Consider the following 24,627-nt stretch of genomic DNA (forward strand, 5'->3'; position numbering starts at 1 on the left):
TTTACTTTCTTACTCCAGATCAAATGTAGGCTCTTCATCTTGCTCTGGGTCATGCTCTGCCTCTACTTCTGGAACAGAACCAGGGTTCAGGCTGAAGTATTCGCGCACTTTCGTTTCAATCTGTGATGCAATGTGCGGATTTTCCTTCAGGAAGACTTTCGAATTTTCTCTACCTTGGCCGAGACGCTCTTCGTTGAAGGAATACCAAGCACCACTCTTTTGCACGACATCAATCTCAGAACCGATGTCGAGAATGCTACCTTCTCTGGAAATACCTTCACCGTACATGATGTCCACTTCTGCAACCTTAAATGGTGGAGCCACTTTATTTTTGACAACTTTGATCTTTGTCTTGCTACCCAAAATGTCGTTGCCGACTTTGATAGATTCCGCTTTACGAACATCCAAACGAACACTCGCGTAGAACTTCAAAGCGCGTCCACCTGGAGTTGTTTCCGGGTTACCGAACATAACACCCACTTTTTCACGAAGCTGGTTGATGAAGATCGCAATCGTTTTGGACTTGTTGATGGCACCGGACAGCTTGCGGAGTGCTTGGGACATCAAGCGTGCTTGCAAACCTACGTGGGAATCTCCCATCTCGCCCTCGATCTCTGCTTTTGGAACGAGTGCCGCAACGGAGTCGACTACGATAATGTCTACTGCACCCGAACGCACCAATGCTTCCGCGATCTCCAATGCTTGCTCACCCGTGTCTGGTTGGGACAACAGCAATTCGTCGATGTTCACACCCAGCTTTGCAGCGTAAACCGGATCCAAGGCATGCTCAGCATCGATAAACGCAGCCTGTCCGCCTTGTCTTTGCACTTCTGCGATTGCATGAAGTGCTACTGTTGTTTTACCAGAAGACTCTGGTCCGTAAATCTCAATAATCCGTCCACGTGGGAATCCGCCCACACCAAGTGCGATATCAAGAGCAAGCGCTCCGCTCGATACAGTAGAAATCTGAACGTTGGATACTTCCCCCAACTTCATAATGGAACCTTTTCCGAATTGCTTTTCTATCTGACGCAATGCACTCTCCAAAGCTGCGCGACGATCTGACAAATGGTACACACCCTTTCAATTTTTCGCTTCTGTTTTGCTTGTCTTCATCATACCTCGAGACAGAAGTGTTTGCCAAGTATTTTTTGCGAACAAATATTCGCATCATAAAAAAGCAGCCATTTCCTGGTTATTCCCAGTGAAATGGCTGCTTTGTGTCATGCACCCTAATTAGGAACGCTTCGCTCCGCGAGGTTTTGCAGGCTCCAGATTGATTCGTTTTCCGTTGATGCGTGTTTGACGCAGTGACTCATATACGAATGCCGCTACCTCTTCTGGAACCTCAACAAATGTGAAGTTCTCGAAAATGTCGATGCGACCCACTGATTTTCCCGGGATACCAACAGATTCAGAGATTTCTCTTACCAGATCCTGTGGCTTCATGTTCGCATTGCGACCTACGTTCAGGAAGAAACGAACCATGCCTTTTGCTGCACCCGTCTCACCAAAGTTGTACGCTTCTACTTCCTGCCCTTGTCCTGTTTCGGTATGGAATGCGAGGTGCAATGCAGCAGCAGCTACTTTTTCAGCCGGGTATTGACCTACGAGAGCATCCGCTACTTTTTGATACATATCCGCGATTGCATCGCTTTCCAAAAGGCTAGTCAACTGTTCGCGCAATTGCTCTTGTTTGCGCTCAGCCACTTCCTCCAGGGAAGGAACATTGCGAGAGAGCACTTGTGCTTTTGTCTGCTTTTGGATAAACATCATTTGTCTTACTTCACGAGGCGTAACCAGCGTCATCGCAATTCCTTTGCGACCAGCGCGACCTGTACGGCCAATACGGTGTACGTAGCTCTCAGAGTCTTGTGGAATATCGTAGTTGATTACGTGAGAAACGTTTCCTACGTCGATACCACGTGCTGCTACGTCTGTTGCAATCAGGAATTCAATCGAGCCTTCGCGGAACGCATTCATGACCTTGTCACGCTGTGCCTGTGACAAGTCGCCATGCAAACCGTCTGCAAGGTATCCGCGGGATTGCAGCACTTCGGACAACTCATCTACACCGCGCTTGGTACGGCAGAAAATGATTCCCAACTCTACATCCTCGCTGTCCAGAATGCGGCAGAGGCTCTCTACTTTGTTACGGTCAAACACTTTGTAGTATACCTGTTCGATCAATGGCGCCGTTACTTCTTCACGGCTCACCGCAATCGTTTGCGGCTGTTTCATGTAACGGGTAGCCAAACGCTTGATTTCTGGCGGCATCGTCGCAGAGAACAGCAAGGTTTGACGCTCTTCCGGCATATGTGTGATGATCGTTTCGATATCTTCGATGAAGCCCATGTCCAGCATTTCATCCGCTTCATCCAAAACGAGTGTATGTACGTGATCCAGCTTCAATGTTTTGCGGCGCAAGTGATCCATGACACGGCCAGGAGTACCTACAACGATTTGTACACCTTGACGGAGTGCACGAATTTGATGTCCGATCGATTGTCCGCCATAGATTGGCAGCGTACGAACTTTGTTGTATTTGGAGATGCGCAGGAGCTCTCCCGCAACCTGGATAGCCAGCTCACGAGTGGGTGTCAGCACGATCGCTTGAACACGATTGGCAGGCGTAATCTTTTCTACAAGTGGAATCCCGAATGCAGCAGTTTTACCAGTACCTGTCTGTGCTTGACCAATCAGGTCTCCGCCATCCAGAACTTTTGGAATGCAAGCTGCCTGAATCGGTGATGGCTCTTCGAAGCCCATATCGTGAATCGCTTGCAGAATAGATTTATGTAAAGGAAAATCAGAAAAAATCGTCATGAAAAAATCACCTTTCTTTTTGCATTTGCAGCGCATAAAACAACGCGTATTTAGCGGCACGCCCAACAATTGCATGCCTTCTTCCGGCAAGGCGCAGCTCTTTTACAACTGTGGGTATTCCTTCTGCCGCGATCCCTACGTAAACAAGACCAACAGGCTTGCCCTCGGATGGATCGGGGCCAGCTACTCCCGTGACAGAAATCCCGTAAGTAGCTCCCAGCTTTTCTCGTACATGCTCAGCCAGCAATTGAGCTGTTTTCTCACTGACTGCCCCATCTGTTTGCAAAATGGAATCAGGTACTTCGAGTAGCTGATTTTTCACTTCATTGGTGTAGCAGACAACCCCGCCACGAAACACATGCGAGCTTCCCGGTACAGAGGTAATCAACGAGGCAATTGCTCCTCCTGTGCAGCTTTCTGCACAAGCAATCGTCTCATTTCTTTTTTTCAGCTCAGCAACCAGCATATCATGCAGCGACGAGTTCTCGCCCATCCCGTACATATACTGGCCAACACGGCTGAGAATTTCTTTTTCTACAGGCAAAATCAGGGCTTCCCCTTCTTCGACTGTAGTAGCTCTTGCCGTAATCCGCAGCGTTACTTCGAATTCTTTGGCGTAAGGCGCGATCGTTGGATTGTCTTGCTTTTCGATCAAATCGAGCAGTTTTTCCTCCAAAGCGGATTCGCCTATCCCGTAGAAGCGGAGTACATGAGAGTGAAACACTTGTTTTTCGGGGAGCAAATCAGTCAAGTAAGGCATCACGTAATTCTCCACCATTGGATACATCTCACTTGGTGGTCCCGGCAACAGCACGAACGTACTACTGTCATGACGGATCGCCATCCCCGGCGCCATCCCGAAATCGTTGGAGAATACATGGCTGCCAGAAAGCACCAGCGCCTGCTTACGATTGTTCTCCGTCATGACAATCCCACGTTGCGAAAAGAATTTTTCAATTCTCTCCATGGCCTCTGAATTCGTTTCCAATCCAATGCCTACATGCCCCGCCAAGGTCTCTTTTGTCAAATCATCTTGAGTCGGCCCTAGCCCACCCGTGAAAATGACGAGATCAGATCGTCCTGATGCCAATCGAATCACTTGTAGCAATCGCTCCGTGTTGTCTCCCACAACCGTATGAAAGTATACTCCCACGCCAATTTCCGCCAGCTTCTGAGAAAGAAACTGTGCGTTGGTGTTAGCGATTTGGCCTAACAAAAGCTCGGTACCTACCGCGATAATCTCCGCTCTCATCTTCCTCATCCATTCTCTTTGAGAGTAGAAAAGCCTCTAAACTAACAGTTTATCACTTGCAAACGCTCAAGAGAAGAGTCTTGTGAAAAAAGAGACCAATACCCGCATTACGAGTATTGGATCACGTTACGATTTTTCGCAAAGTAGTCGTACCCGGAGTAAATCGTGATGATCACCATCGCCCAAGTAGCTACTTCGTCGAACGGAATACCGAAGAACCCAAATGGGAAGTTGCGAATCATGACAGCCGTAATCGCTACGATCTGCACCCATGTTTTCAGTTTACCCAATGCACTCGCAGCAATTACCTGTCCTTCTGCCGCAGCAACTAGCCGTAGACCCGTTACCGCAAACTCCCGGCTGATAATGACAATCGCAATCCACGCTTCCAAACGCTGCATCTCTACGAGTGAAATGAGTGCTGCAGAAATCAACAGCTTATCAGCAAGCGGGTCCAGAAACTTCCCCAAGTTCGTCACGATTTTCTTTTTCCGTGCAATATAACCGTCGAGTCCGTCCGTACTGGCTGCTAGGATAAACACCAAAGCCGCAATCAGCTCGTTATACGTCATCGTCAGGCTGCCAATCGAAAATGTCCCGATGTTGTAACGCACCAGCAGAAAAAACATAACTACCGGCACCAGAAAAATCCTGGCGAGGGTGATGCGGTTGGCGAGATTCACCTAGACTACCTCCCCGGCTAAATCGTATTCATAGGAGTGAGTTATTTTTACTTTTACGATGGTGCCCAGTTCGCCTTTAAAACCAGTGACGAATACTTCACCATCGATTTCCGGAGCGTCATACTGTGTTCGACCTACATAAATATCGTTACGTCCTTCGTAGCGTTCAATCAAAACTTCCAAGACTTGACCAACAAAGCGTCCGTTACGATCTCCAGCTACTTCACGCTGAATTTCCATCAGCATGTTCGCACGTTTTTCCTTAACCTCTTCGTCTACATGGTCAGGCAATCGGGAAGCTGGCGTGTCATCCTCGTTGGAGTAAGTAAATACACCCAGTCGATCAAAACGGATATCCTTCACAAACTCGCTAAGACGCTCGAAGTCTTCCTCTGTTTCCCCAGGGAACCCTACGATCAAAGAGGTACGCAGAGCAACGTCTGGAACCTGCGCGCGAATTTTTGCAACCAGCGCACGAATGTCCGTCTGTCTTCCTGGGCGACGCATTCTTTTCAGAATATGGTCTTCCGAGTGCTGCAAAGGCATATCTACGTATTTGCACACTTTTGGATTGGTAGCAAAGGTGTGGATCAATTCATCCGTGAAGAATCCAGGGTATGCATAGTGAAGACGAATCCACTCGATGCCCTCGACTTCTGCCAGACGGTTTAAAAGTTCGGGAAGCATCAATTTTCCATCGTAAATATCCGTTCCGTAGTTCGTAGAGTCTTGGGCAATCAGACTTACTTCTACGATCCCTTGTGCCGCCAAATGACGAGCTTCTTCCACGATGGACTCGATTGTACGACTGCGGAATCCTCCACGCATCAAAGGAATCGAGCAGAACGTACAGGCGTTGTCGCAGCCCTCGGCAATTTTAATATATGCGGAGTACGTGCCCTGTTTTACTTTTCGCTTCACGACATCTTCGTACGTAAAAATGGGATTACCTACAAAAATCGGTCGCTTGCCCTCCAGAGATTCTTCGATAATACCTGTAATCGACATAAAATCGCCTGTTCCGACAATGCCATCCACCTCAGGAATCTCATTCAAGATATCCTCTTTGTAACGTTGTGTGAGACAGCCTGCCACCACAAGCGATTTCAGTTTGCCGGCTTCCTTCAATTCACCCATTTCCAGAATCTTATTTACGGATTCTTCCTTGGCTGCATCGATGAAACCGCAGGTATTGACGATAACCACAGTTGCTTCTTCCGGGTTATCAACCAGTTCATAACCTTTTTCATCTATCAGATGGGCCATCATGTCCGAATCAACGAGATTCTTTTCACAGCCCAGCGTAACAATCGCTACTTTTTCACGCGTGCCTACCTTCTCTGTCATCTTTTTTCCTCCAATTGGTCACACCAACCCATATTACACCTATCCAGTATAATATAAGCCTAAAGGAAGTGTCAAAAAAGAGAAAAGTACAAAAGGCAAGCATATGCTTGCCTACTGGGTGACCGCCTCTTTTACTTTCATCGTAATATTGGACGGCATTGACTTCATTTTAGACGTGTCTACCAAGACTCCGTTTACTTTCAGTTCCACTACAGTCGGTTTGCCCAAACGAATATAAGCGGATTTCCCCAGTTCAATCGTTTTTTCCTGATCCTTCTTGAGCGTGCCCTGCTCAACATACTTTTTGCCTTTTCCTTCCGAAATACCAAACCAGCTCGTTTCATCTTTTATCTTCAGATAAACCGTGATTTTTTCTCCACCTTGCAAGGAATAGCTATACATCGATCCTTGCTGCGATTCAAATGTGATGGTTGCCTGAGGAGTTTCCGTAACAGTCTCAGGTGGGGTTGTTCCTGTTTCAGTATTCGGTGTGGTAATAGAAGGAGGCTTCGGTTGTTGAGCAATCGGGGATGTTGCCGCTCCACCACCAGTTCCAGGCGTGACAATTTCCGCTCCAGGGTTAACTGTTCCACCTGGCATTGGCTGAGTCAACTGACCGTTGTTGTTGACGACAGCGAAATAAATAACCCCGATAATCAAGGCAATAAACAATACGAGCAAGGTTTTGGTAACCCATCGCCCCGCTTGTAATGGATTGTTCGCTGAAGCAACTCTTCTGCGACGCAGTCGCTCTACTTGCTCTGTAGGTGGCTGGGCCGGCAAATCGGACTGAAAGTGAGTCAGGATGTGGTTCGGGTCTAGACCGACAGCTTCCGCATAACTCTTTATAAATGCACGCGCGTAAAAGTGGCCAGGAAGTACGTGAAAATGACCCCTTTCAATTGCTTCCAAATATCGCCGCTGTATCTTGGTGATACGTTGGATGTCGTCGAGCGTGATTCCTTTTTCTTCGCGGGCCCTTTGCAGGACTTGACCTAGCTCAGACACAGCTGCCCCTCCTTAATTCATTTCGAAATTATCAAAGCCGCGATTGTTGATAAGCTCATATGTAATCTCTTCATCCGGATGATGACGCAGCTCAATAATGTAATGGAAATCATCTAGTTGATACTCTGATTCCCTTACGAATATATCCGGATGCTCAATGATTTTTGCGGCAGGAAAGTTCATAATCTCCCGAAGCAAGGTATAGTGCTTTTCTGTCGATCGCAGCGTTGAGACAATTCCATCTATCAAATATACATGATCAGTAGACATTTCATCAATGGCTAAGGAGCTGCGCACCGTCTGGCGCAACAAAGTAGAGGAAATAAATGTCCAACGTTTATTGGCGGATACGCTGGCAGCAATCATTGATTCAGTCTTTCCTACGCGAGGCATTCCCCGAATCCCGATGAGCTGATGACCTTCCTTCTTCAGGATTTCTGCCATGAAATCGACCAGCAAGCCCAGCTCCTCACGAACAAAGCGAAACGTTTTTTTGTCCTCGCTATCCCGTTCAATATAGCGACCATGGCGAACAGCCAAACGATCCAGCATTGTCGGGGGACGTAACCTCGTTATGGTTATGTTGTCCATTTTTTGCACAACGTTGCGCAAAACCTCCATTTTTTCATCATCATCGGTCAAGAGCAGCATACCTCGACGCATGGTATCCACGCCATTGATCGTCACGATGTTGATGTTCAACATCCCCAGAATAGAAGATACGTCCCCTAATAGACCAGGACGGTTACGGGCAATCTCATACTCCATGTACCATTCTTTCTTCGCTTCCATATGCAATCCTCTCCGCCAACCAGAATTCTCTTCTTATGTAGTATATCACGTTCGTATCATTCGACAATCGCGAAAAGAAAAATCCCCAAAAGGAGGGGATTTGAATGGCTAGCTGCCAGCGTTCGCGTCATTGCGATTCTGAACAAGCTTCACCATGAGTGATGCCAAAGCTTGTTGCTGCTGTTGATCACCTGCGTCCCACAGCTGTTTCAACAGACGCTCCTGATCGTTTTTCGGGTCTACTTGCTCAGACAGGTAGCTACCGATTTGATAAGCTACATTTTGAAGCGTATCGCTTTCCATCCCGGCTTGTTTCGCTTGTTCTACCCGATCTCCGAGAAACGCTTTCCAGTCGCTAAAATTGTCAAGAATCGACATAGGGAAATTCCCTCCTTTTGTACGTTGCGAACAGATTTGCTGCCCACACAAAAGGTAGAATTCCATCATTTCTCGAATTTTATTCATGCATACTTATCTTCTACGTGTACCATCCACCGTTTGGACTAATCACTTGCCCCGTCACATAACTGGAATCCGCCGATAGCAAAAAGCGCACGACTGCGGCTACCTCATATGGTTGTCCCAGACGATTGGCTGGTATTTCTTCGGCGATCATTTCCATTTCATCAGGAGAAAAGCGCTCCATCATTCCACCAGCAATCGCTCCTGGAGCGACTGCATTTACCGTGATTCCGTTTGGTGCCATTTCCTTTGCCAAGGCTTTGGTGAACGTATTGATTGCTCCTTTGGTCATGGAGTAAAGCACCTCACACGAACCACCCGTCAGCCCCCAAATGGAAGAAATGTTGACGATACGCCCATACCTTGCACGCAGCATGGCCGGAACAGCAGTTTGGCAGACCAAAAAAGTGGATCGAACATTGAGTGCGATGAGTTCATCGAATTTGTCGACAGTCACATCCGTAAATAAGCCGACATCATCCACTGAAGCGTTGTTTACGATCAACAGTGGTGCAACCTGCATCTGGGCAAACATCGCGGCAATTTGATGTGGGTCCCGTAAATCAGCCTGGAGGATAACGTACGGATTGCCCCGCTCCTGGCATTTTTGCGCCAACGGCTCCAATTTTTCCATATTTCGATTGTAATGCAGATAAAGGGGAACCCCCGCATCAATCAGATAGGCACCAATCGCCTGCCCGATCTCTCCGGAAGCCCCCGTAATTAACGCCCATGGCGTCTCTTGCTTGAACATGAATACATTACTCCTGTGGCGAAGCGGAACGAACGATGGAAACAGCCATCTGCTCGATTAAAAAATGCTCCTTCAAACGTTTTTCCACATCTTCGCGTGTGATCGACTCCAAGGTCGGCACTACGGAAAACAGATCATTCCCGTTAAATTTGAAGCTGGTAAACTGGTTAGCGATAAACTCCACGGAGTTTAGAGAACGCAGGAAGTTTCCGATTTTTTTACGCTTCGCACGTTCAAAATCATCCTGGGCTATACCGGCTTGCTTCAATTGTTCGATCTCCGCTTTGATTGTTTCCACCAAACGCTCTGGATCAGGTGTATCACCACCAATGATCGTATACGCATAATCCTGCTCACTGCTGTAGTCAAAATCAAAGCTTTCCGTAATCAGCTCGCTATCATACAAACGCTCATAGACAGCGGAGCTAGTGCCGAACGCGATGTCCAATACCAGTTTAGTAGTCAATTCGCGTTTTAACAAGGCTTCCTTGGTTAGACCGTTTTCCTTTTCCTTAATTCCGATCATGCATTTGGGTAGACCAACTGTTAGCAACGCTTCTACCTTCGCCTCTGCTGGCGCTGATGGCTCGTCTGGAAACACGCGCGTGATTTGTGGCGCAGGAGGAAACTCCTTTGCTCCCTGATTTTCTCGAATGAGCTTCATGATCGCTTCAGGTTCGAAGGAGCCCACGACCAACAGGAGCATATTGGCAGGATGATAAAACGTTTCATAGCACTGATACAAATATTCTTTTGTAATATGAGAGATCGTCTCGATCGTACCCGCAATTTCAATGTTGATCGGATACTTCTGATACATGGCCTTTAGGAGGTTCATGTACACCTTCCAGTCAGGATTGTCATCGTACATGGTGATTTCCTGACCGATGATTCCTTTTTCCTTTTCTACACTGGCATCTGTAAAATATGGGTCCTGAACATAATCGAGCAGCAGATTCAGATTGTCATCCAACTTATCTGTGCACGAGAACAAATAAGCTGTACGATTGAAGCTCGTGAACGCATTGCAGCTCGCCCCGTTTTTACTGAATTCGTGCATGACATCCCGATCTTTTTTCTCAAACATTTTGTGCTCAAGAAAATGCGCAATACCGTCGGGAACATTGATTTCTTCCCCGCTTCGGGTGCGGAAATGGCTATCAATGGAGCCGTAGCGCGTAGTGAATACCGCGTATGTTTTGCTGAAGCCTTGTTTGGGAACCAGATAGACTTGCAATCCATTTTGGAGAGTTTCATGATATACCGTTTCATTTACTTGATCAAAGACAGTGGTCTGCATCTTATGCCTCTCCCTTCTTGTCCCGCAGCAGATAAATCGTGTCGATCGTCACCTTGCTCGCTACCTTCTTGATATCTTCAATTGTTGCTTGGTTGATCCCAGCCAAAAGCTCTTCGATTTTCCGAGGACGTCCGCTAATTACACCATTGTACGTAAAATCAATCATGCCGCGTGCACTGTCCAAAAGCTCGCGGAATTGGTTAGACAAAGTGGCACGCGTCTGGCTCATTTCCTCGTCCGATATGGTTCCTTGTTGCATCAGTTCCAGCTGCTGTTTAATAATCTCAACCGCACGCTGATATTTGCTAACATCAATCCCGGACATGATCATGAGAATCCCTTTGTGGCTCTCTAGCCTGGATACGGCATAGTAAGCTAGACTCTCTTTTTCACGGACATTGACAAACAGCTTGGAGTGAGGAAAACCGCCTAAAATCCCGTTGAACAAGAGCAGCGTCGGATAATCATCATCCTTATAGGTGATCTGCGTGCGGCAGCCGATGTTGAGCTTTGCCTGGTTGACATCGAGCCGATCGATCACTTCGCGCTCAGCAGATACGTCCTTCGCCGTCGATGCGATCTGCAGTTCTCCTACTTGGGAGCGCTCCAACGGGATATGCTTGCGAATAGCCTCGCTTACTTCCTGTTGGTCAACATCGCCCACCACGAACATATTGATCGGATTGGTCGTCGTTACTTCTTTAAAATATTGATACAGCTCCTGACCTGAGATCTTCGGCAAATCCGCCACACGGCCTTGGACGAGAAGAGAGAATGGTTCACCTTTGCACATTTCTTCGGTTACGCGTTGGTTTGCATACTTCATTTTGTCGTCGATCAAACTCTCTATCCGTTTTCGTAGCGTCTCTTTTTCCTGTGCCAAGTACTTTTCGGAAAAAGCGTTGTCCTGTACATACGGTCTGACGAGCATATCTCCCACGAATTCGATGGCCTGCTCCAAAAGCGAGGCTTCATTGGACAAATATTTTTCATTCGGTACTTCCATATAAATTTGCAGAATTTGCCGCTCGCCTTTTTTCATGACATCTACATCAAAAATGGCACCGTATAGGAAATCCAAATGTGCTCGCAATTGCTTCGTTTCCGGAAAACGAGCGCTGGCACGTTTCATAACCATTGCAAGCAATGCTGTTTTCGTTACGTGCTCCTCCGATAGCGCCTGTTCAATCATCGTCACGATTGTCGTGGTCTTGAACTTTTCGGTTGGAAGGATATGTACGTTCATCCCATTGATTTGGGAGCTTTGAAATGCAATTTCGGTCGTAGAAGCAGTCATAGTCCAATCTCCCTTCTCCATCAGCATACTCATACTCTTCTCTATTGTAACCAATTGTCAGGGCATCAAGCATCAGAATCTTCCATTATATATCCCAGTGCTTCATCCTATGCGCTCACGCAAGTCCCATAATACGCAAATCACAGCGCTTCCATGGAACAAAAAAAAAGAGCGAACAGCACCTTTCTTACGAAGGCCGTTCACTCTTCTCCTTACATATCCATTGCATCCCAGTCTCGAGGATCATCCGATGTGCTATGCTCTTCAACAAATCGACCGCAATCAGACGAGAGACAAAGCATGCCATCCAACTGCTCATCGTGAAAGGGTAAGCCATGACTTCCCCCACAGTACGGACATGTCCACATACGAAGGGCCTCCTTTTATTCGTGAAGGTACTCCGTAGTAGTTTGTCCAAATTTTAGAGGGCGCTATCTACTTTATTTTGCTCCCAAATTCGCAAGTAATCATACGGATCGATCGCTTTCCCCGTGCTGTTACGATAGAGGCCAAAATGCAGGTGAGGTTCAAACATTCCCACTGTCCCAGTTCCACCGTAGCCTGTATCTCCAACAAAACCGATCAGTTGCCCAGCTTTTATCGTTTTCCCTACATACAATCCTGGTACATACGCCTGCAAATGAGCGTAATACATCCGATATTGGCCATTCTCATCTGTAATGTTTACTCTCCAGCCACCATACGTATTCCAGCCCACTTTGTTGATCGTCCCATCGGATACCGAGTAAATCGGTGTTCCTTTCGGTGCCATTATGTCGATGCCCTCGTGACTACGAACACTGCCGCTATTCGTCTCGGTCCACTCTCGATCGGATCCGAAGCTATCCCCATACGGCTCATACCAACTATTATCGTGGAAAGGAAACCGAAATTGTTTCCCAATCAATTGATCATCCGCAACTATTGTGGCAATGGGGTGCTCAGCTCTTTGGGCACCTTCTGGCAAAAATAAAATTTGACCCACCAGTACCTCATCAGAAGAAAGATGGTTATTTTTCTGAATGGCACTCATGTTCGTGTCGTGGCGAGCTGCAATTTTTGATAAGGTATCACCCTGTTGAACGACATAGGGATTCAAGGAGTATTTCACACTCATAGCCTTGTCTTCCACAGGTTTGGATTGTATGTATGCAACAGCCGACGTCTCATCCCATTGGACTTGATAGCCAAATGCCTCAGAGATAAAACGAATCGGAACAAGCGTCCGCTTATTCACAATGATTGGAGAAACATCCACCTTCAATCGTTTTCCATCTACATACGCTGTCTGGCTGCCAATCGCAAGGGATATATGCTTGCTTTTTTTGTTGAGCATGACTTTTTGAGTGGCGGCATCGTAGCTTACTTCTGAGCCTGTTGCCTCCGCTACTACCCGTATCGGAACAAGCATTCGGCCATTTCGATGGATGGGCAATACATCTGATTGAACTCCCTTTCCATCGACAACGACAGAAATGACAGGTCCTGGCTCTTTTGCTGAAACCATTCCACCGGATACTGCTATCGTCAGGCAAAAAACAAAAGCGCCTAGAATCCTGTTCCATCGATAACTGCTGTACTTATGTAGACAGCGGTTCATCTTTTTCCCTCCCCACAAACAATTTGCAAAAACGGACAGGACCGTTTTTTGCGGACCGCAAGCAGTCACAAAAATTATCGCACAGGGGAAGTGACAGGTTCTAGACGCCAAATTTTGTTAACGAATGATTAACGCGATCCCGTATCGTAAGGTTTGCCGAGGGCCGCTGGAGCACTGGATCGTCCTACCAGACCAGCCATCACGAGAATCGTCAGTACGTACGGAAGCATGAAGATAAATTCAGTAGGAATGTAATTGGTCAATCCGAAGATTTGTACCAAAGACTTGATCGCTTGAGCGACACCAAAGAACAATGCTGCTCCCATTGCACCCATTGGATGCCATTTACCAAAGATCAAGGCCGCAATCGCGATAAACCCTTGTCCGGAAACCGTGTTATGGGAGAAGTTACTGGTTGTCGTCAAAGAAATGGTCGCTCCACCCAATGCCGCCAGCATACCACTGATCATAACAGCCGTGTAGCGCATTCTCTTAACGTTGATCCCTACCGTATCAGCAGCACGCGGATGCTCACCAACTGAACGCAAGCGCAATCCGAATGGTGTCTTAAATACAACATACCAAGTAACGAAAACAGCAATGAAAGCCAAAAAGCTAGTAGGATACGCCTCAAAAATGGCATGTCCGATATACGGAATTTCACTCAATCCAGGAATACTGAATTTGTTAAATACAGTGGTCAATGTTGTTGTTTGACCTGCTCCGTTGAAAATAATTTTGGTCAGGTAGATGGAAAGTCCCGCTGCCAAGAAGTTCAGGGCCACACCACTGACGGTCTGGTCCGCTTTAAATGTAACGGAAGCAACGGCATGTGGAAGTGCAAAAATAGCACCGGCAATCCCTGCCGCAATAAATCCGACCCACGGTGCCCAAGTACCAAGTGAATCTTGGAAAGCATAGGTCATTACGGCACCGGTAAAAGCACCGATAATCATCATACCTTCTAGCGCAATGTTCACGACACCAGAACGCTCCGAGTACAATCCACCCAATGCGGCAAAAATCAAGGCAGTGGAAAACACGATGGTATCATGAACCAGGTTGCTGAGAATTAATCCCCAATCCATCAGTTTCCACCTTCCTTTTTCTTCATCAAGATCGGCTTAACGAAAATTTTCACGATGCCATGTGCAGCAACGAAGAAAATAACAGAAGCAATCACGACACGGATTAACTCAAACGGTACACCCGCACTAAACTGCATGCCGCTCGCACCGAATGTGAGAACCCCAAACAATATGGCAGCAAGGATAACCCCGAATGGAGTATTTCCGCCAATCAATGCTACCGCGATTCCATCGAATCCATAGCCCGTATGCTGCGTCATAATCGCTTGATAGTGGAAAACGCCCAAAATCTCGGTAGCTCCACCAATCCCTGCAAACATACCACCAATGAACATGGCCTTTACAACATTACGATTCACGTTCATACCTGCATACTCAGAAGCATGCGGGTTCAAACCAACGGAACGCAATTCAAAACCAGATTTTGTTTTCCAAAGGATGATATAGAAGAAAATAGCTGCGAGTACGGCAATGAGTGTACCCCAGTGCAAACGAGCATTGTCAAACATTTCAGCGAGCCATCCGATAGTAATGATCGCAGAATCCTTTACCTCTTCCGATGTTTGTTTGCCAGCTGGAATAAAGAAAGCATTCATGATCCAGTTTGCAAAGTAAAGTGCTACCCAGTTCAACATGATGCTGGTAATAACCTCATTGACACCACGTGCTGCTTTCAAATAACCGGCAATGGCACCCCACAAACCACCTGCTAAAGCACCTGCAAGGATCGCAAGTGGAGCGTGAATGATAGCTGGAAGGTCAAAAGAAACACCTACGACAGTAGAAGCAATCATCCCGACGATAAATTGGCCTTCTGCCCCGATGTTAAAAAGACCCGTACGGAAAGCAAAAGCTACAGCCAAACCTGTAAAGATCAAAGGCGTAATTTGGCGAATCGTTTCACCAAAGTTATACGCACTACCAAATACTTTTTTAATCAAAGCCGTATAGGCAGCGATTGGATCAAATCCACCTGCCAGCATTGCGATTGCTCCGGTCAAAAGACCAAGAATGATCGCAACGGCAGGAACGAGAAACGATTCTTTCGTGAAGACCGCAATAACTTTATTCATCGTTTCCCCCTCCTTGCATTACTTTTCCGCCGGACATCATCAAACCGAGCTCTTGCTCCGTTGTCGATTTTGCATCGACAATCCCCACAATGGCTCCCTCATAAATAACCGCAATCCGGTCGGATACATTGATAATCTCATCTAGCTCCAAGGAAAGCAAGAGAACCGCTTTTCCCTGATCGCGCTGATCAATCAGCCTGCGATGAATAAATTCGATAGCCCCTACGTCCAAGCCACGAGTAGGTTGAGCCGCAATCAGCAAATCCGGGTTCTTGTCCACTTCGCGGGCAATAATTGCCTTCTGTTGGTTTCCTCCAGAGAGCGCTCGTGCTGGCGTGTAAATACTCGGAGTCCGAACGTCGAATTCTTCGATAAGCTTGGCCGCATGCTTGTCAATGGCGCCATAATCAAGAAAACCGTTTTTGCAAAACGTTGGATGGAAGTACGTTTCCAATACCATATTTTCACTCATGGTGAAATCAAGAACCAATCCTCGTTTATGTCGGTCTTCAGGAATGTGCGACAATCCTGATTCCGAGATGTTACGCGGACTTTGATTCGTAATTTCTTTGCCATTAAGAAGGACACGCCCACTTGTTGCTTTACGCAAGCCAGTTAAAACTTCAATCAGTTCACTTTGGCCATTTCCGTCGACTCCTGCAATCCCGAGAATTTCACCAGCGCGAACCTCTAAGCTGAGATTGTTCAACGCATTCACACCACGGTTACCCATCGCTGTCAAATTCTCTACGGAAAGAATCGTTTCTTTTGGTTTTGCTTCCGTTTTATCAACCCGGAAGTTCACTTCACGACCAACCATTTTCGCAGCCAAATCGTCTGGATTCGTATTTTTTACCAATACGGAGTCAATGACTTTTCCTCGACGAATGATTGTAACCGCGTCACATACAGCCATAATTTCTTTCAGCTTGTGTGTGATCAGGATAATCGTCTTACCTTCTTTTACCAAGTTATGCATGATCTCGATAAGTTCATGGATTTCCTGCGGCGTCAATACAGCCGTAGGCTCATCAAAAATCAAGATGTCGGCACCGCGATAAAGCGTTTTCAAAATCTCTACACGCTGCTGCATCCCTACTGAGATATCCTGAATTTTTGCTCTCGGATCAACTTTGAGCCCGTATTGATTCGACAGTTTTTCTACCGCTTTCTCAGCGCTTTGAATATCTATCTTCAACCCGTTTTTCGGTTCATTTCCTAGCACAATGTTTTCCGTGACTGTAAATGTTTCTACGAGCATAAAATGTTGGTGAACCATTCCGATACCAAGTTCGTTTGCAATCCTTGGACTTGTGATCTCTACAACTTTCTCGTTAATCAGAATTTCGCCTTCATCCGGCTGATATAGACCGAACAAGATATTCATGAGTGTGGACTTGCCCGCGCCATTCTCTCCGAGCAGCGCATGAATTTCACCTTTACCTACAGACAGCGTAATACTGTCGTTCGCAACAATGCCTGGGAACCGTTTCGTGATCCCTCTCATTTCAACCACTTTTTTTACCGAGTTCATGCATGCTCACCCCATTTTTCGGGTCTAGTGTGAAGGTAAAGGACAAGGCCAGTAGCTCGAACCAGCCTTGTCCATTTGCAGCTTCCTTAGTTTTTACTTGTCAGGAACTGTGATTTCGCCTTTAACGATTTTTTGCTTGTATTCTTCAACCAGCTTCAATACGTCTTCAGGAACGTTCTTCGTGGAAGTGTCAGCCAGACCTACACCGTTTTCAGCCAGTCCGAGCCATTGTACTCCGCCTTTGAATTTACCCTCAGACAGGTCTTTCGATACACGAATAACTGCTTCGTCAACACGTTTTACCATGGAAGTCAATGTGACTTCGTCGCCGAAAGTCAGGGATTGGTCTTTGTCAACACCGATTACCCATACGTTTTCGCCTTTAGCTTTACGGTCTTTTGCTTCGTTGAATACACCGTCGCCTGTACCGCCGGAAGCGTGGAAGATGATGTCCACACCTTGACCGTACATGGAGGAAGCAGTAGATTTACCCATGTCTGGTTTGTCAAAAGCACCCGTGTAAACTTTAACTACTTGAATGCTTGGATCTACAGCTTTTACGCCCGCTTCGAAACCAAGATCAAAACGTTTGATTACCGGGATGTCAACGCCACCCACGAATCCAACTTTTTTCGTTTTGGTCATTTTCGCTGCAACTACCCCAGCAAGGAAGGAGCCTTCATGCTCTTTAAAGAGTACAGATGTTACGTTAGGAGCATCTACTTCAGCGTCGATGATCGCCAATTTTGCATCTTTGTTTTCATCTGCTACTTTTTTCAGGTGGTCACCCATCAGGAAGCCGATACCCCAAGTCAGGTCCCAACCGTCTTTTACGAATTGAGTCAGGTTTGGTACATAGTCAGCATCTGATTTTGATTGCAGATAGTTTACGTTTTCTTTCGGGAGATTCATATCGGTTTGGAGTTTTTGCAGCCCTTCCCAAGCACTCTGGTTAAAGGAGTTGTCGTTTACACCGCCAACGTCTGTAACCATACCTACTTTGATAGCTTTAGCGGCTGGAGCGCCTCCATTGCTACCAGTTTGGCCTTGAGGCTGTGCTTCTTTGCTTCCGCAGCCAGCGAGAACGAGCGACAGGCTGAGTGTTGCCACAGAAAGCACGGATAGAACTTTCTTCATCTGAGATTACCCCCTGTTTTTAGTTGATGAAATTGTTGAGTGAGGTTGCCCCCACTGTTACAACCGTCTCCGTACGACATGAAAGTGAATTTTGTCAGCCCTGAAGTAATTATGGGAGTATAGCACTGGCTTTTCACTTTCGTCGTAATGAATCTGTTTGAGCAAGAGCATGGGAGCAGATTTATCGCAATGCAGCAGGTTGGAAACCTTTTCATTGTAGCCCATGGGTTCAATATCGGCTACTGCGTATGCGATCCTTACCCCTGTTACGCTCTCCAGCCATTTGAAGATAGACTCTCCACTTGCCGCATAGCCCTCGGGCACCAGATGTGCAGGAATGCGGTCCACACAATAAACCACAGGCTCACCGTCAGCCGTTCGAATTCGCTCTACGATGAGAACGCCTTCACCCGGATTTAAGGCCAGCCGCTTCCTCTCTTCTTCAGCAGATTCGCCAAAGGATGTTTTCAGGATCAAGGTTCCTGCCGTATATCCTTGACGCTCGATTGCATCCGTCACACTAAAGAGTTCCCCAATCCCACCCGAAAAAACAGGCTTTGAATTAATAAAGGTACCTACACCGTGTCTACGAATGACAATCTTCTCTTCCTCAAGAAGTCGGAGTGCCTCGCGAAGCGTCGCCCTGCTTACACCAAGCTGTTTCGAAAGTTCGGCTTCAGAAGGGAGGCGTTCACCAGGACGAAGAAGTCCGGTTTCGATATCACTCTTGATCTTGTCCATTACCAAGAGAAACAGTGATCGAACATTCCCTTTGATGCTCATCATCATTCACTCCTGCTGTCCTTCAGCCATCCCAACAGGTAGGACGTCAGACCTCTGATTCGTATGAGACTTAATAACAACAATTTCCGTCAATCTCTTAGAAATTTTACATGAGGGGCGAGTATCATGCAAGCCAAATATTTATGAATAATAATGCAAAATGATTAATTTCGACAGGGATTTTTATCCTAAAATAGGAAAAAAGACCCTACCAACACAAATGTTGGCAAGGTCTCTCTTTATGAAATATTACTTTCTATGGACGGGCGTGGAAGACGAACTTCACGAGGCTTGCTTCCCTCATACGGACCGACTACTCCTTGAGCTTCCATCATATCAATCAATCGTGCCGCTCTCGTGTAACCGACACGAAGACGACGCTGCAACAAGGATGCCGATGCCGTTTGGGCTTCTGAAACAATTTGGACAGCTTGGTCGTACAGTTCATCATCCACAACTGGCTGCTGCTCCTCCTGCACGTCACCCGGGATCATCTCTTCATTGTAGCGAGCCTCTTGCTGTTCTTTTACAAAACGAACAACCTCTTCTACTTCCTTGTCAGATACAAAAGCTCCTTGGACACGGGTCGGCTTGGATGCCCCCATCGGCAGCGATAGCATGTCTCCTCTACCGAGAAGCTTTTCTGCTCCTCCCATATCGAGAATCGTTCTGGAGTCCGCCATCGAAGACACCCCAAAGGCAATGCGGGATGGGATATTTGCCTTGATCACACCCGTAATGACATCTACAGAAGGACGTTGGGTCGCGATGATGAGATGAATCCCGGAAGCACGAGCCATTTGCGCGAGTCGACAAATCGCATCCTCCACTTCTCCCGGAGCTACCATCATCAAGTCCGCAAGCTCATCGACGATAACGACGATATAGGGAAGTGGCGTGCCTTCCACTTGTGCATTGTACATTTCAATATTGCGGCTACCGGTTTTGGCAAACAAATTATAGCGCCGTTCCATCTCGGCCACGACTTTTTTCAATGCAACAGAAGCCCTTCTCGGATCAGTAACAACTGGAGCCAATAAATGCGGAATTCCGTTGTAGACATTCAGTTCCACCATCTTCGGGTCTACCATCATCAGCTTGACTTCTTCCGGTTTGGCCTTGAACAAAATACTCATGATCAATCCGTTAATACATACTGATTTTCCGCTTCCCGTCGCACCCGCTACAAGCAAATGCGGCATCTTGGTCAAATCTGCAACGATCGGCTCTCCGGAAATATCTCGGCCAAGAGCAACGGTAAGCTTGCCTGGCGCATCTTGATACTCGGGTGCTTCCAACACCTCTCGTAATGATACGACCGCTACCTCCGAGTTCGGAACCTCGATGCCGATGGCTGATTTTCCTGGGATTGGTGCCTCAATCCTAATATCTTTTGCTGCCAATGCCAAAGCCAGATCATCCGTCAGGCTAACAATCCTGCTTACTTTTACCCCTGTAGCAGGCTGAACTTCGTAGCGTGTAACAGCTGGTCCTCGATGTACCTCGGAAACAGTTGCATTGACGCCAAAGCTCTTTAGTGTCTGCACTAATTTTGCCGCATTTGAGGTATGATCGACGTCTTTAGCTGTTGAACTCGCTTTGGGTCTTGCGAGCATTTGCAGACTTGGCAGCTCATACGGCATGGTATTTTGTTCTTCTCCGGTATTTATTGTACCGAAGATTTCCTCTTCTCCTTCGAGCGCAAACGTAATTTCCTGATTGGTTTTCGGTTGTGCAGCTTTCGCTTGATGACTAGGATGAATCGGTTCCTCATCCTCTTCCAGCGCAATGCGATCTGTAAAATCACGAATTAATGGGGCGTTCAGTTGCTGTACTTCTTCCTCCTGATTGACAGGCTGTGGATGAGATTTTTGCTCTTTCAACGCCGTAACAGCAATGGCCTCGTTCTCTGCCTCCGATTGTTTTTGCTTGCGAGCCTCTTCCGCTTCCTTTGCTTCTTTCTTTCTCTTCTCGCTCTCTTCCTGCAAAAGCTGTACAGAGTCCTTCACTGTATGCTTCGCCTTTCCGTAAAACAAAGCAAGCTTGTCCTTGGCAAACATCAAAATGTTTACATAAGAGAGATTGAACAGAAACATCAATCCCACGAGGAAAAGGAACACAATCACGAGACCAGTACCGATTGTTCCAACAAGGCCATTTGTCACCGCAAAAAACAGGGCACCAATCATTCCTCCGCCTACCCCGGTGGTGGACACTTTCTGACCATGATCGAGCCAAATTCTGTCCCATGTAACCTTAATAATGCTTTGCTCTGCAAATTTTCCATCTGCGGTAATTTGTTTGTACAATATCATGTGATCCCAAGTCAAAATCGCCACACCTATGAGCGCTATGCCTAAGACGCGGTAAGTAAGCTTCGGTGACTTTCTGGTAAACATCATATGTATGGCCATACCGATTAGCAGAACGGGAATGAGAAAATCCCATGAGCCCGCAATAAACCGAAATAGAAGTGCCAGTACATTTTTGCCCAGCCATCCACTCTCCAAAAGCCCGATCAAGGATAGCACGATGATGAGAAGTCCCAGCAGCTCTATTTTGACAACTGAGGCCAATGCCGCTTGTGAACGCTCTTTTTTTCTCCTACTCAATGGCACGCCTCCTCCCGTCATTATACTCCTTATGTATCCAATGGTAAGAACACCTCTATCGAGGCTTTTTCAACGTAGAACAACCGTGTAATAGCGGAAAGTTTCCATGCGCTCCGGAATTTAATTTCTAAATTCCTATTCGTTAAAAAAGGCAGCCGTCGCGTGTTCGGCTGCTGTTCGTACTTCTCTAGTATAACACAGGAAATTCATAGAAATACAGGACTTCTTAGGCAAGCCACTCAGGTTGAAACTGAATTTTTTGTCCAGGTGCGTATTGTTCCTTCAGGTAGTCTTGCGGATTGGGACTAATCAGCCTGACGATTTTTCCTTCAAACGGTCCGGTTTGCTCAATGAGCATCGTGGCATGACCCACCGCTATCTCTTTGAGCTCTTGTTTCTCCACTTGCTCCATGTTCTCAAACACCGTTTCCATCGGAATGATGGAGTATAGGATCATTGGAGTACACTCTCCTCGCCTTTTTGCGCTTTGATCAGTTCGTTCAGTTTTTTCAGTGCGCTACCAAGACCGCCTACTTCATCAATCAATCCGTATTTTACCGCATCTACACCAATCACGTTGGTTCCAATGTCTCGTGTCAATTCACCGGTACGGGTCATGAGCTCACGGAACTTTTCTTCTGAAACTTTTGAGTGACGGGCGATAAAGCTTACTACACGATCCTGCATTTTGTCCAAGTACTCAAACGTTTGAGGCACACCAATTACAAGACCCGTCAAACGGATCGGGTGTATCGTCATCGTGGCTGTTTCTGCAATAAACGAGTACGAACCAGCTACAGCAATTGGAACACCAATGCTATGACCACCGCCAAGTACGAGTGTGACTACCGGTTTGGACAAGGACGATACCATTTCCGCAATTGCCAAGCCTGCTTCCACGTCCCCGCCAACCGTATTCAAAATAACGAGTACGCCCTCTATTTTACTGTTTTGTTCTGCCGCAACCAATTGAGGGATGAGGTGCTCGTACTTGGTCGTCTTATTTTGTGGGGGCAACTGAATATGCCCTTCTACTTGTCCGATGACGGTCATACAATAAATATTGCTTTCGAGCTGTGGAACGTTTGTCTGGCCCAGTTGCGTAATGGAATCCAGCAGTTTTTTCTTCGGGTCTTCCTGTGCGGGTGCTTCTGATGGCGGCGAGGCAGAAGGCTCCTGATCATCAGTGGGTGATTGTGGCTGAGATTCCTTACTATTTACTGCTGTGTTTGCAAACGGCGGCCTATTTAAAAAATCGCTAAATTGTTGATTCGACATGGATGATCCTCCCTCACTTTCCTCTGTAGTATGGATAAGGACAGGAAAAATCATGCGCCCACAAAGGCAAAAAAAGCCAGAAACCCTTTTTCAAAAGGATTTCCAGCTCTTTATCGTGATCCTACACTTCCATGATAATCGGCAAGATCATCGGACGTCTGCGCGTTTGCTCGTACAGATAACGGCCTAATGACTCTTTCACGTTATTTTTCAGTGAAGACCATTCGTTCACATTTTCTTCCATGCATTTGACAAGTGTTTGGGTCACTATGCGATTTGCCTCATCCAGCAGCTCTTCGGATTCTCGCACGTAGACGAAACCGCGAGAAATGATGTCTGGACCTGACAAAATCGTGCCATTTTGTTTGCTGAGTGTAACGACAACTACCAGTATGCCATCTTGTGACAGTAATTTGCGATCTCTAAGTACGATGTTTCCTACATCACCAACACCCAAGCCGTCAATCAAAACATTGCCAGCATGGACTTTTCCACCGTAACGGGCCTTGCCCCCTGAGAATTCAACTGTATCGCCGTTATCGAGCAAAAATGTGTTTTCTTCAGGAATTCCAACCTGTTCAGCAAGTAAAGCATGTGTTTTCAGCATGCGATATTCACCGTGAACGGGAATAAAGTATTTAGGCTTCATTAGGTTAAGCATCAGGCGCAATTCCTCTTGGCTTCCATGACCGGAGACGTGGACGGTTCCGTTAGGTCCATGGCCACCATAAATGACATCTGCACCAATGCGCGATAATTGATCGATCGTACGCGCCACGTATTTTTCATTCCCTGGAATGGGAGTGGCTGCAATAATAACGGTATCCCCTGGAAGGATGTCAATTTTCCGATGGGCGGATCGGGCCATACGAGTGAGCGCAGACATAGGCTCTCCTTGGCTTCCAGTTGATAAAATAACGACTTGTTCAGCAGGCAATTTGTTGATTTCATCGATCTCAACAATCAAGCCCTCAGGGACCAACAAGTACCCTAGGTCTCTGCTGATAGTAATGACATTTTGCATGCTCCGGCCAACAACCGTCAATTTACGGTTGAACTGTGCTGCAGCGTCCACCACTTGTTGAATGCGGTGAACATTTGATGCAAACGTAGAAACAACAATACGTCCAGGTGCTTTGCTGAACACATCCATGAGTGCTTTGCCCACTGAGCGTTCCGATCCGGTAAATCCAGGCCGTTCTGCATTCGTACTGTCAGAGAGCAAGCACAAAACGCCTCTGTCACCGATCATCGCCATTTTTGCCAGATCAGCTACCTGATTGTTAACAGGTGTTTGATCGAACTTGAAGTCTCCTGTATGAACGATGTAGCCTTCTGGCGTATCCAAGCATACCCCTACACAATCCGGGATGCTGTGGTTTACACGGAAAAAGGTTGCCTTCATCTTTCCGAGAACGACTTCCGAGTCGCTGTTGATCAATACGCGTTTTGTTTCATTTAGGATGCCCGCTTCTTTTAACTTTGCATCAATTAAACCAAGGGTAAGTTTTGTCGCATAAACCGGGACTTTCAAATGCTTCAGCACATAGCTGAGGCCGCCGATGTGGTCTTCATGTCCATGCGTAATAATAATACCCCGAACCTTGTCACGATGTTCCTCCAAGTAGGTGATATCCGGAATAACCATATCAATCCCCAGCATTTCCTCTTCTGGGAACTTCAATCCGGCATCAATCACTACGATGTCGTCACCGCTTTGTACCACGTACATATTCTTCCCAATTTCGCCGACTCCGCCCAGGGCGAAAACGAGAACAGAGTGATTCGACTTTGCCAAAAC

At 46.8% G+C, this 24,627-nt stretch carries 22 protein-coding genes; all 22 read right to left on the minus strand.

Annotation, left to right across the window (positions count from 1 at the left end):
- Window positions 1–9 precede the first annotated feature (9 nt).
- The 22 genes from recA to M3630_RS03705 all read right to left on the minus strand — a co-directional run bounded on the left by recA (window position 10) and on the right by M3630_RS03705 (window position 24,624).
- Entirely contained in the window at window positions 10–1,068 is a 1,059-nt protein-coding gene (recA, locus tag M3630_RS03600) for a recombinase RecA (protein WP_048033393.1), read from the minus strand.
- Window positions 1,069–1,236: 168 nt separating this feature from the next.
- Window positions 1,237–2,826, minus strand: coding sequence for a DEAD/DEAH box helicase (locus M3630_RS03605; RefSeq protein ID WP_251251268.1), 1,590 nt, complete (start codon window positions 2,824–2,826; stop codon window positions 1,237–1,239).
- A 7-nt stretch (window positions 2,827–2,833) separates the two neighbouring features.
- Entirely contained in the window at window positions 2,834–4,078 is a 1,245-nt protein-coding gene (locus M3630_RS03610) for a competence/damage-inducible protein A (protein WP_251251269.1), read from the minus strand.
- Between the two features lie 107 nt (window positions 4,079–4,185).
- Window positions 4,186–4,761 (minus strand): CDP-diacylglycerol--glycerol-3-phosphate 3-phosphatidyltransferase, encoded by a 576-nt coding sequence (pgsA, locus tag M3630_RS03615; protein WP_173607964.1) that lies wholly within the window; start codon window positions 4,759–4,761, stop codon window positions 4,186–4,188.
- Window positions 4,762–6,108 (minus strand): 30S ribosomal protein S12 methylthiotransferase RimO, encoded by a 1,347-nt coding sequence (gene rimO / locus M3630_RS03620; RefSeq protein WP_173607965.1) that lies wholly within the window; start codon window positions 6,106–6,108, stop codon window positions 4,762–4,764.
- A gap of 111 nt (window positions 6,109–6,219) precedes the next feature.
- Complete coding sequence (locus M3630_RS03625) at window positions 6,220–7,116, minus strand: helix-turn-helix domain-containing protein (RefSeq protein ID WP_251251270.1); 897 nt, start codon at window positions 7,114–7,116, stop codon at window positions 6,220–6,222.
- A gap of 12 nt (window positions 7,117–7,128) precedes the next feature.
- Window positions 7,129–7,908: a YmfK family protein gene (locus tag M3630_RS03630; protein ID WP_173607967.1), complete on the minus strand. Its 780-nt coding sequence runs from the start codon at window positions 7,906–7,908 to the stop codon at window positions 7,129–7,131.
- A gap of 108 nt (window positions 7,909–8,016) precedes the next feature.
- Window positions 8,017–8,286, minus strand: a complete 270-nt coding sequence (locus M3630_RS03635) for a DUF3243 domain-containing protein (protein ID WP_048033399.1) — start codon at window positions 8,284–8,286, stop codon at window positions 8,017–8,019.
- A 100-nt stretch (window positions 8,287–8,386) separates the two neighbouring features.
- Window positions 8,387–9,124, minus strand: coding sequence for an elongation factor P 5-aminopentanone reductase (gene ymfI, locus M3630_RS03640; protein WP_237898579.1), 738 nt, complete (start codon window positions 9,122–9,124; stop codon window positions 8,387–8,389).
- Between the two features lie 7 nt (window positions 9,125–9,131).
- On the minus strand, window positions 9,132–10,424 hold the full coding sequence (gene yfmH / locus M3630_RS03645) for an EF-P 5-aminopentanol modification-associated protein YfmH (RefSeq protein ID WP_251251271.1): 1,293 nt from the start codon (window positions 10,422–10,424) through the stop codon (window positions 9,132–9,134).
- Between the two features lies 1 nt (window position 10,425).
- Window positions 10,426–11,721 (minus strand): EF-P 5-aminopentanol modification-associated protein YfmF, encoded by a 1,296-nt coding sequence (gene yfmF / locus M3630_RS03650; RefSeq protein ID WP_251251272.1) that lies wholly within the window; start codon window positions 11,719–11,721, stop codon window positions 10,426–10,428.
- A 212-nt stretch (window positions 11,722–11,933) separates the two neighbouring features.
- Window positions 11,934–12,089: a hypothetical protein gene (locus M3630_RS03655; RefSeq protein ID WP_007719195.1), complete on the minus strand. Its 156-nt coding sequence runs from the start codon at window positions 12,087–12,089 to the stop codon at window positions 11,934–11,936.
- Between the two features lie 53 nt (window positions 12,090–12,142).
- On the minus strand, window positions 12,143–13,321 hold the full coding sequence (locus M3630_RS03660; RefSeq protein ID WP_251251273.1) for a stalk domain-containing protein: 1,179 nt from the start codon (window positions 13,319–13,321) through the stop codon (window positions 12,143–12,145).
- A 128-nt stretch (window positions 13,322–13,449) separates the two neighbouring features.
- Window positions 13,450–14,409: an ABC transporter permease gene (locus tag M3630_RS03665; protein WP_221869150.1), complete on the minus strand. Its 960-nt coding sequence runs from the start codon at window positions 14,407–14,409 to the stop codon at window positions 13,450–13,452.
- A complete protein-coding gene (locus M3630_RS03670; protein WP_015891691.1) occupies window positions 14,409–15,482 on the minus strand; it encodes an ABC transporter permease in 1,074 nt (357 codons plus the stop codon). The genes M3630_RS03665 and M3630_RS03670 overlap by 1 nt, the downstream gene beginning before the upstream one ends.
- Window positions 15,475–17,016: an ABC transporter ATP-binding protein gene (locus M3630_RS03675; RefSeq protein WP_251251274.1), complete on the minus strand. Its 1,542-nt coding sequence runs from the start codon at window positions 17,014–17,016 to the stop codon at window positions 15,475–15,477. Before M3630_RS03675 ends, M3630_RS03670 begins: the two co-directional genes overlap by 8 nt.
- Window positions 17,017–17,109: 93 nt before the next feature.
- A complete protein-coding gene (locus M3630_RS03680; protein ID WP_173607974.1) occupies window positions 17,110–18,153 on the minus strand; it encodes a BMP family lipoprotein in 1,044 nt (347 codons plus the stop codon).
- Window positions 18,154–18,210: 57 nt separating this feature from the next.
- A complete protein-coding gene (locus M3630_RS03685) occupies window positions 18,211–18,936 on the minus strand; it encodes a GntR family transcriptional regulator (protein ID WP_088908065.1) in 726 nt (241 codons plus the stop codon).
- Between the two features lie 239 nt (window positions 18,937–19,175).
- Entirely contained in the window at window positions 19,176–21,554 is a 2,379-nt protein-coding gene (locus M3630_RS03690) for an FtsK/SpoIIIE family DNA translocase (RefSeq protein ID WP_353057206.1), read from the minus strand.
- Between the two features lie 220 nt (window positions 21,555–21,774).
- Window positions 21,775–22,005, minus strand: a complete 231-nt coding sequence (locus M3630_RS03695; protein WP_173607976.1) for a YlzJ-like family protein — start codon at window positions 22,003–22,005, stop codon at window positions 21,775–21,777.
- Window positions 22,002–22,826 (minus strand): ClpP family protease, encoded by an 825-nt coding sequence (locus M3630_RS03700; protein ID WP_173607977.1) that lies wholly within the window; start codon window positions 22,824–22,826, stop codon window positions 22,002–22,004. The genes M3630_RS03695 and M3630_RS03700 overlap by 4 nt, the downstream gene beginning before the upstream one ends.
- Window positions 22,827–22,947: 121 nt before the next feature.
- Window positions 22,948–24,624, minus strand: coding sequence for a ribonuclease J (locus M3630_RS03705; protein WP_173607978.1), 1,677 nt, complete (start codon window positions 24,622–24,624; stop codon window positions 22,948–22,950).
- Between the last annotated feature and the right edge of the window lie 3 nt (window positions 24,625–24,627).

It is taken from the genome of Brevibacillus sp. MER 51 (assembly GCF_023714195.1).
Taxonomy (GTDB): domain Bacteria; phylum Bacillota; class Bacilli; order Brevibacillales; family Brevibacillaceae; genus Brevibacillus.